Genomic DNA, 12,780 nt, shown 5'->3' with positions numbered 1-12,780 from the left:
TTACTCTCAGTCCTTATTAGCAAACTCGTCTATAGCAGAAGCCATTCTTGAGACAACTTCTTTAATTTCATTCAAGTCTGCAAAGTATATATATCGATGTTCCATTTGAGTTCTTTCTAATTGAACTAACTCATTGAGGTCGACATTCGTTAAATTATAATCATCATTGCGATAAATTTCAACTAATTTTGTAAAAGGCACCTCAGTTTGGATAACATATTCAGCATTTTCAAAATTTTCTGGAAGTTGTAATATATTCTCAAACTTAAAGAAATGTGTATAAAGGCTGTTTAATATCGCATGATGAAGATCCGATTGCTCTAAAGTAGGTAATTCGTTCCCTTCATCAATTAAATTCATGATTTCTATACCACTAAATTGAACTGCTTGATTACTATTAATTGATAAATCTTCAATATCTACTGGGACATTCACCGTAATAGGTTCGATTGGATCTACGATATCACGAATGTTTTGCAGTCGCATTGCAGAAATATAATTCAATTCAACTTCAAATAAACTTTCTATCGTCTCTTTAATACTTGTGAGGCCACCGTCAGCATAAGTTAGAAGATTCACCTCTTCATTGCCGTTACTTCTTACGATTAAATTCATCGGAATATTCACCGCTTGAATTGAATTTTGTTCTGGATCAACATAGTAAAGTGTTGACCATAAGGCTTCCTCAACTTGAGCACCATCATAATAAACATTGTCCAAAGCTACGAACAACACTGTATATGGCGCCTCGTCTGCTATGTCCTGTTGCTCAGCAAGATGAGGAACAATTTCTTCTTCATATACTGTTGATTGATAAGTTTCTTCTATCGTCGAATACTGATAGAAGATATAAAATCCAGCAATGATAACTAAAATCATCAAGATAAAAAGAATAATGAACCATTTTGTCTTGGACTTTTGTTTAACCCGTCCTTCATAGGTAGGATAACTGTCTCTTGTTAATTTTTGTTTCCTTACCACTTTATCGCCTCATTACTAGTCTACATAACCATTAGGGTTGTTTTGTTGCCAACGCCAACTATCTTGACACATTTCTTCAAGGGTCTTCTCAGCTTTCCAACCGATTTCTCTGTGGGCTAAGTTAGGATTCGCATAAACTTCAGCCACATCACCTGGACGTCTTGCGATAACCTTATAATTAATTGGCTTATTCGTTGCTTTCTCAAAAGCATTTACTAAGTCTAGAACACTATAACCTTCGCCTGTTCCAAGATTATAGATATTCGTTCCTGTATAATCGAGTAACTCTTCTAACGCTTTCACGTGTCCTTTAGCGAGGTCAACGACATGAATATAATCTCTCACGCCAGTGCCATCTGGTGTATCATAATCGTCACCAAAGACACTTAATTCTTCTAACTTACCTACAGCTACTTGCGTAATATAAGGCATTAAGTTATTTGGTACGCCTTTAGGATCTTCACCAATTAAACCACTTTCATGTGATCCAATTGGATTGAAGTATCTTAATAACGTTACGCCCCACTCTTGGTCCGCATAGGCCACGTCTTTTAATAAGTTTTCATTCACAATTTTTGTGTATCCATAAGGATTCGTTGCTGTATAAGTTGGCATTGTCTCATCTAAAGGAGACACATTCTCTGTACCATAAACCGTAGCCGATGAACTGTAGACAATTTTTTTAACATTGTGCTTAGTCATTACTTCTAAAAGCGACACGGTTCCTTCAATATTATTGTGATAATACATTAAAGGTTTCTCAACAGACTCACCAACCGCTTTATATGCAGCAAAGTGAAGCACTGCTTCGACATTATGTTTTTCAAATATATCGTTTAATCCATCTTTATCAAGAATATCAACGTCATAAGCGACGACATCTTTACCAGTAATTTCTTTAATTCGTTCTATGGCGATCGGACTACTATTACTATAATTGTCAGCGATAATTACTTCATATCCATTATTTAATAATTCTACAACAGTGTGGCTTCCAATATATCCTGCCCCACCTGGTACTAAAATAGCCAATATTCACACCTCACATAATTATTTGTTCATTGGCATATTATAGCATAACTTCTGTCTCTTTTAATTGTCTTAATACATTTATAACAAAGTTCATATAATTGGTTCATTCCGTAGGTGTTTTACTGTTCTTAAGAATAACAACTGTTAGAATAAACATATCTTTGATATAATAATTTAGAATTACATTATAAGGAGGCAATGCATGGCCGAAGCGTTGATAATTTATACAAGTTTAACTGGTAATACGGAAGCATGTGCTGAAATTGTGTCTGCCCAGCTCGAAGAGGATGGCATCGATGTAACAATGGAAGATGTAATGCTTTCAGAGCCAGAGGATTTCCTAGACTATGATATCGTCTTAGTGGGAAGTTACACATACGGTGTTGACGGTGTTCTACCCGATGAGATGGAAGAATTCCATGAAGAATTGGCGGAATTGGACCTGTCTGGGAAAGTGTATGGTGTGTTTGGTTCAGGTGACGATTTCTACCCTGTCTTCTGCAGTGCCGTAGATGACTTTGAAGAACAATTTGAAAAAGCGGGTGCCGTTAAAGGCGGGACAGGCGTAAAGGTTAATCTTTACCCTGAAGAAGAAGATGAAGAACTTCTTAAGAAACTTGCTGATGACATTGTCGCCAAATATGAAAACTAATGAGGGAAAGAAGGAATTTATTGTGTTAGAAAATTTTGATACATTATTAAACAAATATGCAGATTTAATCGTGAATAAAGGGATTGCTGTTGGTGAGGACGATTACGTACTTATCAATGCTGATATTGAGCAAGCACCTTTAGTTCGCCTTGTTGTTAAAAATGCATACCAATCTGGTGCGAAAAAAGTGATCGTAAACTGGTCAGATGACATCATCACTCGCGTTAACTATGAAGGACAAGACGTTGAAACATTAACGGATATTCCTCAATACAAAGTTGATAAAGCACATGATCTATTAGATAAACGCGCGAAACGCATTGCACTTCGCTCATCAAATCCAAACGCTTTAAAAGGTGTTGACCCTAAAAAAATTAGCGAAAGCCAATTAGCATCTTCTCAAGCATTAGAAAAAGTACGTAACGCCACTCAAGCAAACGTAGTGAGCTGGTTAGTATGTGCCGGAGCGGGTGAAGAATGGGCAAAATTAGTTTTCCCAGAATTAGAGACAACTGAAGAACAAGTGGATGCATTATGGGACCAAATCTTCAAAACAACTCGTGTTTATGAAGAAAACCCTGTTGAAGCATGGGATGCTCATGAATCAACATTAAACGAAAAAGCAGACTTCTTAAATGCTGAACAATTTGATCAATTACACTACACTGGTCCTGGAACTGACTTTACACTTGGTTTACCAAAAAATCACGTATGGGAAAGTGCTGGAAGTGTGAACGAAAACGGCGAAGTATTCATTGCTAATATGCCAACAGAAGAAGTATTTACAGCACCTGATTTCCGTCGTGCAGAAGGAACAATTACATCATCTAAACCATTAAGTTATGGTGGAACAGTGATCGATGGTATGACTTTCAACTTTAAAGATGGCGAAGTTGTTGAAGTATCTGCAGAACAAGGTGAAGAAACACTTAAAGCTTTAATCAATGATAACAAAGGTTCAAAATCATTAGGTGAAGTTGCTTTAGTACCACACAAATCACCAATTTCTCAATCAGCAATTATCTTCTACAATACTTTATTCGACGAAAACGCATCAAACCACTTAGCTTTAGGACAAGCCTATGCAACATCTGTTCAAGGCGGAGCTAAAATGGATCGTGACCAACTAGAAGACGCTGGTTTAAACCGTTCAAACGTCCATGTTGACTTCATGGTTGGTAACGGAGAAATGAACATTGATGGTATCAAAGAAGACGGTACAGTTGTTCCAATCTTTAGAAATGGGGAATGGGCTTTTTAAGCTCAAAAAACTAGGAGGTATGTTGTATGTCAGATGAGAATAAAACTGGAAACGCGTTAGAGCAGGAGCTAGTAAAACGATTAGAACAATTTGACCGACGATTTGATCGTAATGGTTGGTTTTTCTTAGTTATCGTCATTGTCATTTTCTTTATTACTTTATATTTATTTATGCAAATATTTAGGGTTCCCGAAGTTGATACATATACCTCTTCGAATGAAATACTCGGACAAATCGAAAGTCTTGAAGAACGAATCGAATCTTATGAGATTCGAATTGAAGAATTAGAGGCTGAATAATTTTAGAAGGATTTTTTCATGAAAATATTACATATAAATTCATACTTCTCAACTTCCGGCCTATTTAACCAATTATATAGTCGCCAAGTTGAGTCGGATATTGATATTGATGTTTATGTACCGATCCCGCATCAATATCCAGAAGACAGGTTATCAACGAGTGGAGAATATACTACGGTCAGTCGAAATCATCATCAACTGACTCGTTGGGTATTCCCGATTAAACATCATTTAATATTAACGGATTTACTCACTCGTTATGACTTTGAGTCTTATCAATTAATTCACGCGCATTCATTATTCTCAAACGGTTGGCTCGCACTGCAACTTCATAAGAAATATAATATTCCATATGTCGTTGCTGTTCGTAATGCCGATATGCGCACATTCTTTCAAAGAATGCCTTGGATGAGAAAAACTGGGATTAACATCTTAAAGCATGCTTCAAAAATTGTATTTATTTCAAAAAATACTTACAACGAAATTTTTGAAACATACATCCCTGATTCTCTACAAGCTACTCTAAAAGAAAAAGCCCATATTATTCCAAATGGTGTCAGTGATTATTGGCATGATAATCGTTATAAAGATAAAAAGTCTAACTTGCATCAACCTTTAAGAATCGTCACAACCGGTAAGATTATGGCATTGAAGCGTTTCGTAGAATTAGCTGGATTAGTTCAAAGTTATTCTCCAGAACACTCGCCTGCTGAACTTCATATTATCGGTCCAAGTTGGGACGATTCCATTCTAAAAGAGTTACAACAAATGCCGGTCGTTACTTATCATGGTAAACAAGATATGGAAAGTATGAAAGAGTTATATCGCTCGATGGATATTTTTGCAATGCTCTCCTACCCTGAAACATTTGGTCTTGTTTATGTAGAAGCAATGAGCCAAGGCTTGCCAGTCATTTATACAAAAGGTGAAGGCTTTGATAATTTCTTCCCCAACAAAGAAATTGGGATGAGTGTGGATCATAAAAGTCAAACTGAGTTCAATCAAGCGGTTGATTACATTCGTCAAAATTATGCACAAATGTCTCAACAAGCGATGGAACAAATGCAAAGATTTAAATGGGATAAGATTAATCAAGAATATTTAAACTTATATCAATTAATTACAAAGGAGTCTATCAATGAGTAAAGTAAAAAAAGCAGTGATACCTGCTGCTGGTTTAGGAACTCGATTCTTACCTGCAACGAAGGCAATGGCAAAAGAAATGTTACCTATTGTAGATAAACCAACGATTCAATTTATTGTTGAAGAAGCTGTTGCTTCAGGTATTGAAGACATTTTAATTGTAACTGGTAAAAGTAAACGTCCGATTGAAGATCATTTCGACTCAAATATCGAACTAGAAGAACATCTTAGAGAAAATGGCTTAGAAGATTTGTTAGACATTGTTAACGATACAACCAATGTTAACTTATTCTTTGTCCGCCAAGCTTATCCTAAAGGTCTGGGCCACGCAGTTCTTCAAGCAAAAGCTTTCATTGGTGATGAACCATTCATTGTTATGCTAGGTGATGACGTGATGCAAAGTGAGGTTCCATTAACGAAGCAACTGATTAATGTTTATGACGAAACACATGCGTCTAACATTGCGGTTATGGAAGTACCTTATGAAGATACAAACAAATACGGTGTCATCGCACCAGAACGTGAATATGCTGAAGGGATCTATAATGTGGAGCGTTTTGTTGAAAAACCAAATCCAGAAGATGCACCAAGTAATTTGGCTATTATTGGACGCTACTTATTAACTCCAGAAATATTTGAAATTTTAGAAAACCAAGCACCTGGTGCTGGTAACGAAATTCAATTAACTGATGCGATCGATACATTAAACAAATCGCAACGCGTCTTTGCTAAACGCTTTGATGGTAAAAGATATGATGTAGGAAGTAAATTTGGCTTCCTTGAAATGAGTGTCGAAATTGGTCTGGATCATCCAGAAATTAAAGATGAATTAAAACAACATATCATTGCCTTAGGTAAAGAACTTAAAGCATAAAAAATTGAGGGAATCCGAATGGACTCCCTCAATTTTTCTATTCACCTTTTTGCTTTGTCATTAAAACTGGGCCTTCTTTAGTGATTGCAATTGAATGTTCAAATTGTGCACAATATCCACCGTCACGCGTACGAGCAGTCCAACCATTATCATCCATTTTCATCTTCCAAGTTCCCGTTGTAATCATTGGTTCGATTGTAATGGTCATACCCTCTTTTAAGCGTAGACCTTTCCCAGCTAAACCGTAGTGAGGAATTGCTGGCTCTTCGTGAATTGTTGGGCCAATACCATGTCCAATAAAGTCACGAACAACACCGAAACCTTCGCCTTCTGCATAAGTTTGAATTGCATGACCGATATCTCCAATACGGTTCCCTACAACAGCTTGTTCGACACCTAACATTAATGCTTTATAAGTGACATCAACTAGACGTTGGTGCTCTGGAGTTAATTCTCCAACAGCGTATGTCCAACAGCTATCAGAAATTGCACCATTTAAGTCAACACAAAAGTCAACATTCGCAATGTCACCGGCTTTAAGTACATACCCTGATGGGAAACCGTGACAGATTTCGTCATTCACACTAATACATGTTGCGTATTTATACCCTTCGTAACCAATTTGAGCTGCGACTGCCCCAGCGCCTTCAATACGTTTTTGAACGAATTTATCAATCTGATTCGTCGTAACCCCTGGTTTGATAAAGTCGCGTAATTCTTCATGAATACTTGCTAATATCTCTCCAGATTCTGTCATTTGTTCTATTTCTCTTTGTGATTTTAAAGTAATCATTCTTATTCCCTTTCTTTTATTCCCATTCTATATTTATGACACTTGCTATCTTATTATTGCTCTCATTAAAAATAACTTGTTGAGTTTGTTTACTCTCTTCCAAATCAGCTTGATTACAGATAGCCACAGTGTCTTGTGGGAGTATTTCTTTCTCGTATTTAACTTGGATGCGTTTCATCTTGTAGTTTCTGCTAATATTAGACGGAATAGTACGGTACGCCCACCTCAGATAGACCAGATTATTCACATGCAAGTTCTCATCGATATCACTTTCATCAATACCAACTCGAATATCTTCTTCGTTTGCCACATTCGTGAATGCTTTAATCTTCGAAAATTCAATTGTATAAGATGAGTCAATAATATCTTCCGTTTCTAAAGGAGCTGGATTAATTCTAACTATTCGACGCTTCTCCATATCAATGGCTGCGAACTTAGCGAATACTTCATATAACAATTGTCCATCACTCACAACGCTATAACGTCGAGTACAGAAGAAACGGTTAACTTCAATGAGTCGTGTATCAATCTCAAGTGTAGCATTAAGTTCTGCTTCTTTAAGAATTCGAATCTCATATTGAGTGATGACCCATGTATGATTTTCTTGAATGAATTTAACATTCAATTGATTCTGTAAATAATTATCATGTAAGCCACTTACTTCCATGGCTTTCTCTAATATCTTTGTCAAATCGATTTGAGTCGTTCCAGGGATTATCAAATCATCTGTTACAACCAATTCTTTGCTGACTACTTTTAACTTTGAATCTTCCATCGATCCTGTAACCCCCTAATATTGCTATAAAAACAATTATACCAAAAAAATTCATAACTAACAGAAAAGAAGCATAATAAAAAAGGATTATTGAATATTTAAGAGTTGCTCGTTTTAATCGTCCTATATTTGCTTATTTATGACACTAAAAAAACTAGTCGGATAGAATCCGACTAGCTTTAATCATTTAAATAAATATTAACGCATTTGGCGTAGGATAAATGAAACAATTGCAATAAGAACGACCGCACCTAGTAGTGCAGGAATAATGAACAATCCACCAATTTCAGGACCAAAGCCTGATAAAAATTGATTCCCGATCCATGAACCGACGAAACCAGCAATAATATTACCAATTACACCGCCTGGGATATCGCGTCCCATAATCATTCCAGCTATCCATCCGATGATACCACCGACGATTAGTGACCATAACCAACCCATATTATTCATCTCCTTTTTTTAATTATACAAAACATTTTCATTTTGTAACTTTATTATATCAACTTGTGGCTATTATTGCGAATATAAAGGCTTGAGAACAGGCTTTCATTTTGAAAAAATTATAAATAAGTCTTTAAAACGTTGATGTAACAATGTTTTTTGTTAACATTCAGTTCACAATATATATCCTCAATTTTTATCCCTTACTTGCCCTGTTTTTCATTTTATATAATGATTATCATCTTTCTGTTATAATATGTAAAGTATTATGTCAGTTGGAGGGATAACATGGGAAAAATATACCCAAGTAAATTACAATTTAATGATGAAATCCGCGTGTTGAGCCCTAGCTCTTCAATTAAACGCGTGAATTCTGAAGCTGATAACGAGAAGCTCGTCAAATACTTCGCAGATCTCGGTTACACGATTAGCTACAGTCGGCATATCGATGAGATGGATGAAATGAATTCAGCTTCCATTAAAAGTCGCGTCGAAGATTTACACGATGCATTTCGTGATCCTCAAGTTAAAATGATTTTAACTTCGATTGGTGGGTTTAATTCGAATGAATTACTACCGTATCTGGACTATGAGTTAATTAGAAGTAACCCAAAAATACTTTGTGGTTATTCTGATACTTCCGCTTTGCAAAATGCTATTTTTGCTAAAACAGGTTTAGTAACTTATAGTGGTCCAGCCTATTCCTCTTTTAAGATGAAGGAACTTCAGGATTATCAGACTAATGCTTGGCAAGCGGCGATAACTAAACATTCTTATAACTTAAATCCAAGCGACTTCTATACGAGTGATGAATGGTTTATTCCAGAAAAACCTCGGGATCTAAAAGAAAATGAATGGACAGAATACTCAAGTGGTAAGGCTAGCGGAACTGCTATTGTTGGTAATTTAAATACTTTTAATTTACTTCAAGGGACTCAATATATGCCTCAAGTCGATGATGCGATCTTATTTATCGAAAGTGCGGAAGAAAACGATGCCTTTGACTTTGCCAGAAATCTGGCTTCATTATTACAAGTTTATCCTGAACCTGCTGCCGTTATTATTGGTCGCTTTCCTAAAGAATCAGACATGAGTGAAGATACACTTCACTACATATTGAATAAGCATTCGATTTTACAAAGCATTCCGGTCATCTACAATGTGAACTTCGGTCATACTCAACCAATCTTTACATTCCCTATTGGTGGAACAGTTGCTATCAACACAGCTGCTCTTTCACTTTCAGTTGTTCAAGGTTAATTTTCAATCAAAACTAAAACCAGCGATGCCCATATTGGAATCGCTGGTTCTTTATTTATCTCATTGTTACAAATTCTTCTGCACCTGTTGGGTGAATAGCAATAATTGAGTCAAATTGAGCTTTTGTAGCCTTCATCTTCATCGCTACACCAAAGCCTTGAATCATCTCATCAACGCCTTCTCCGATACCATGCAAGCCAATAACGACTTCTTCTGGCCCATAACATACGAGTTTAAATTTATTTTGTTCACGATGCCAAGCTGCAGAAGCATACATTGAATAGAAAGTATTTGTATACACTTTAATATTCTCTTCACCAAACTCTTTAATCGCGTCTTTCTCTGAATATCCAATTGTACCAATCGCTGGATGGCTAAAGATAACAGTTGGAATATTTGTATAATCAATTGCTGAAGTTGCCCCATTATTAAATAAATATTCCGATAACGTACGCCCTGCTCTAATCGCAACTGGAGTTAAATCAACACGATCAATCACATCACCAATCGCGTAAACGCCAGCTTCTTCAGTTTCATGACCATCATTGACATTGATTTGTCCTTTTTCATCAACCGTGATGGCAGTATTTTCTAAACCTAAATTTTCAGTATTAGCGACACGTCCAACGGCTGCAACAACACGGTCAACAACTAGTTTCACTTCGCCGTCTACTAAACATTCGATTTTATCACCATTTTTACGGTATTCAGTAAAGGTGGTATTAGGCATATGTGTCGGTCCATCTTCATTGATTGCGCCAAGTAGCAAATCACTTAACATGTCATCAAAAGAACGTAATGGTTTTTCATATCTTGTGACTAATGTCGTATCAACCCCTAAGTTACTCATTACTTGTGATAATTCAACGGCAATGTAACCTGCACCAACGACAGCTACTTTCTCAGGTAAAGTCGTCCAGTTGAAGAAATCATCTGAGTTATCAACTAATTCTCCACCCGGTACTTCTACCTTACTTGGGCGTCCACCTGTCGCGATTAAGATGTTTTTAGCTGTTAATGTTTCGCCGTTTACTTCAACGGTGTGTCCATCAACGAATGATGCGTGACCTCTATATAAAGTTATGCCATTTTTTTCAATGTTATTCTCATAACCTGATCTTGAACGACTGACGTAACCATCACGTGCTTCACGAAATTCAACAAAGTTAAAGCTTGTGTTTTCAGCATGGAAACCATATCCAGGTCCGTATTTATGAATACTATCCGCAACTCTTGAGGCATACCAACTAACTTTCTTAGGGACACACCCACGGTTTACACACGTTCCCCCTAAATCAACGGCCTCAATTACCGCTACTTTTGCTCCATGCTCTGCCGCACGGTTTGCAGAAGAAATTCCGCCACTTCCTCCACCAATAACTATATAATCAAATTCTACCATATTTATATTCAGTCCTTTCTTTCTAACCATACTGCAGCCATTGTTTGACTGGCAGGAATCACTGCATTTATCTTACCATGATTATCATATGCTTTATAAAATAATTGCCCTGCGTTGTTATAACCAAATGCATAGACTAACAGCCAATGATTTCCATACTTACTTCCAAACGCTTTAGTTGTTCCAACAATAACTGGGTAGGGCTTTGCTTGAGATAACTCTTTCGTAACGATTGGATTACTAATAAGATGCCACCTTGGTTTATAATCGACGTCCTCGAACAGAGCTTTTAATCCACCGATTAAATCCCAAGGGTAAGTCCCTTTATACCAAAATCGACCATCAATGCGTGGTTTTAATCCAATAATTAAGTCATCCATAGATAATTCTTTTTCATAATCTTTCTGAATAACGTAATGTGCCAAAGCTGCAGCAGTATATGTACCACAATAGCCAGGAAATTCGCGATTAACATATTTACGATAAACCTTCATAGCGCGTGGGTTTATCCCTGTCCATTCAGTTGGCCAATCTTTTCTAGTATACTTTTGTTTTTTCACAATTCTTACCCTACTTCCCTATATTAGTCTACTATATCTATGAAAAATGTACTAATTAATTGCTTAAACGCATCATAATAAATAAAAAAGAATACTAACCGCTGATTGGCAGTTAATATTCTAAAAAATACATTCATTTTCTAAACAGACTTAAGCTTGTTTACGAATACCGTCGTATTTGTATTGATGCGCTTCGATCGTTTGCGAATAAAAATCTAATATCTCTAGCGTCGCATTACCCCAAGTATATTTTAGCGCTTCCGAACGCCCTTTAAGTGAAAGTTTTTGCATTAATAATGGATTATCCACACTATTAATTGCCTTCATTAAACTTTCAGTATTACCAGATTCATAGATTAAGCCTGTCTCCTTATCCGTAATTTGTTCAACGGTTGGTTCGCTTTCAGCGGCAATGACAGGTATGCCTGACGCCATCGCTTCCGAGATTACTAAACCAAAGGTCTCTGATGTTGATGGGAAGACAAAAGCATCTCCTGTCGCAAAGGCTTTAGACAAATCTTCACCATGCTTAAAGCCTAAAAAGTGCGTCTTCGTTCCAGCAAAGACTTCTTCTAAGCGTTCTCTGTCTGGCCCATCTCCGACAATGGCTAGACATAAATCATCTCGCTCATCAAAGATTGCACGTAAATGATCGATATCCTTCTCTGGAGCCAATCTTCCAACGTAGACTAATAATTTATTATTTGGATTATTGTCCGTTAATTCATTATATAATTCTTGATCAAAATATTCTGGATGACGCCCTTCAATATCAATTCCTCGAGGTAAGACACCATGAGTGGGAATCATCTCATCATTCAGTTCATCCATTAAGCTTTGTGAGACTGTAATATTAACGTCAGACTTTGTATGCCAAAAACGAATATAATCCCATAGAACTGGTTTAAATAAACTCATATTATAATGGTCTAAGTAATTCGGTAAATGAGTATGGTATGACGTTATTAAAGGGATATTTAACTTATTTGCATAGTGAACAGCCGATGAAGCCAATGAGATTGGATTCACAGCATGTACCACATCTGGCTTAAATTTCTTGAAAATAGACTTTACCTTTCGAGAAGGTAAACCCCATGGACGCGATCCATATAATGGAAATGTCACTGTTTCAAGCCCGTAAACTGGTACTCCTTTATAGTCGCTTATACCAAGATCCGGTGAAATAACAATAACTTCATGACCAATTTCTTTTAATTGAACAACAAAGTTTGCCAAGCGAGTGCAAATACCATCCGTCGCTGGGACAAAAGTTTCTGTTACGATTGCTATACGCATATTATCCT

Annotated in this window: 14 protein-coding genes; 6 read left to right on the top strand and 8 right to left on the bottom strand. The window is 36.6% G+C overall.

Translation table 11 applies throughout. The features are described 5' to 3' along the window. Positions 1-6: 6 nt before the first annotated feature. Together ACEN4N_RS02235 and galE are read right to left on the bottom strand one after the other, a co-directional pair. Positions 7-981 carry an LCP family protein gene (locus tag ACEN4N_RS02235; RefSeq protein ID WP_407089400.1) on the bottom strand — a complete coding sequence of 325 codons (975 nt, stop codon included), beginning with the start codon at positions 979-981 and terminating at the stop codon, positions 7-9. Between the two features lie 15 nt (positions 982-996). After that, positions 997-2,013, bottom strand: coding sequence for a UDP-glucose 4-epimerase GalE (gene galE, locus ACEN4N_RS02230; protein WP_407089399.1), 1,017 nt, complete (start codon positions 2,011-2,013; stop codon positions 997-999). Between the two features lie 202 nt (positions 2,014-2,215). Here galE and ACEN4N_RS02225 point away from each other — a divergent pair, with 202 nt between their 5' ends. Genes ACEN4N_RS02225 through galU form a run of 5 tightly spaced genes read left to right on the top strand, consistent with a single transcriptional unit; the run spans position 2,216 to position 6,242 of the window. Beyond that, positions 2,216-2,665 carry a flavodoxin gene (locus ACEN4N_RS02225; protein WP_407089398.1) on the top strand — a complete coding sequence of 150 codons (450 nt, stop codon included), beginning with the start codon at positions 2,216-2,218 and terminating at the stop codon, positions 2,663-2,665. Positions 2,666-2,684: 19 nt separating this feature from the next. Continuing rightward, positions 2,685-3,926 carry an aminopeptidase gene (locus ACEN4N_RS02220; protein WP_407089420.1) on the top strand — a complete coding sequence of 414 codons (1,242 nt, stop codon included), beginning with the start codon at positions 2,685-2,687 and terminating at the stop codon, positions 3,924-3,926. A 26-nt stretch (positions 3,927-3,952) separates the two neighbouring features. Then, a complete protein-coding gene (locus ACEN4N_RS02215) occupies positions 3,953-4,225 on the top strand; it encodes a hypothetical protein (protein WP_138404970.1) in 273 nt (90 codons plus the stop codon). Positions 4,226-4,243: 18 nt separating this feature from the next. Beyond that, positions 4,244-5,371, top strand: a complete 1,128-nt coding sequence (locus ACEN4N_RS02210) for a glycosyltransferase family 4 protein (RefSeq protein ID WP_407089397.1) — start codon at positions 4,244-4,246, stop codon at positions 5,369-5,371. Beyond that, positions 5,364-6,242 (top strand): UTP--glucose-1-phosphate uridylyltransferase GalU, encoded by an 879-nt coding sequence (galU, locus tag ACEN4N_RS02205; RefSeq protein WP_138404968.1) that lies wholly within the window; start codon positions 5,364-5,366, stop codon positions 6,240-6,242. The genes ACEN4N_RS02210 and galU overlap by 8 nt, the downstream gene beginning before the upstream one ends. Before the next feature lie 37 nt (positions 6,243-6,279). Here the strand turns inward: galU and map are convergent, their stop codons facing one another. The 3 genes from map to ACEN4N_RS02190 form a co-directional block, all read right to left on the bottom strand. Beyond that, positions 6,280-7,035 (bottom strand): type I methionyl aminopeptidase, encoded by a 756-nt coding sequence (gene map, locus ACEN4N_RS02200; RefSeq protein ID WP_407089396.1) that lies wholly within the window; start codon positions 7,033-7,035, stop codon positions 6,280-6,282. Between the two features lie 16 nt (positions 7,036-7,051). Next, positions 7,052-7,810: an acyl-[acyl-carrier-protein] thioesterase gene (locus tag ACEN4N_RS02195; RefSeq protein WP_407089395.1), complete on the bottom strand. Its 759-nt coding sequence runs from the start codon at positions 7,808-7,810 to the stop codon at positions 7,052-7,054. 198 nt (positions 7,811-8,008) lie between these two features. Further along, positions 8,009-8,254 (bottom strand): GlsB/YeaQ/YmgE family stress response membrane protein, encoded by a 246-nt coding sequence (locus tag ACEN4N_RS02190; protein WP_407089394.1) that lies wholly within the window; start codon positions 8,252-8,254, stop codon positions 8,009-8,011. A 288-nt stretch (positions 8,255-8,542) separates the two neighbouring features. On the opposite strand from ACEN4N_RS02190, the gene ACEN4N_RS02185 reads away from it, so the two are divergent. After that, on the top strand, positions 8,543-9,514 hold the full coding sequence (locus tag ACEN4N_RS02185; protein ID WP_407089393.1) for a S66 peptidase family protein: 972 nt from the start codon (positions 8,543-8,545) through the stop codon (positions 9,512-9,514). Positions 9,515-9,569: 55 nt separating this feature from the next. Here ACEN4N_RS02185 and gorA read toward each other — a convergent pair whose 3' ends face one another. From gorA to ACEN4N_RS02170, 3 genes are all read right to left on the bottom strand, one after another. Further along, positions 9,570-10,916, bottom strand: a complete 1,347-nt coding sequence (gene gorA / locus ACEN4N_RS02180; protein ID WP_407089418.1) for a glutathione-disulfide reductase — start codon at positions 10,914-10,916, stop codon at positions 9,570-9,572. Between the two features lie 8 nt (positions 10,917-10,924). Next, the gene (locus ACEN4N_RS02175) at positions 10,925-11,476 is read right to left on the bottom strand and encodes a dihydrolipoamide dehydrogenase (protein WP_338489672.1); all 552 of its coding nucleotides are present in this window, start codon (positions 11,474-11,476) and stop codon (positions 10,925-10,927) included. 150 nt (positions 11,477-11,626) lie between these two features. After that, positions 11,627-12,772: a glycosyltransferase family 1 protein gene (locus ACEN4N_RS02170; protein WP_138404315.1), complete on the bottom strand. Its 1,146-nt coding sequence runs from the start codon at positions 12,770-12,772 to the stop codon at positions 11,627-11,629. Positions 12,773-12,780: the final 8 nt, after the last annotated feature.

This window comes from Ruoffia sp. FAM 20857, from assembly GCF_045528645.1.
GTDB classification, from domain to species: domain Bacteria; phylum Bacillota; class Bacilli; order Lactobacillales; family Aerococcaceae; genus Ruoffia; species Ruoffia halotolerans.
Note: the sequence above shows the minus strand (reverse complement) of the source record. Positions and strands in the feature narration are given on the sequence as shown.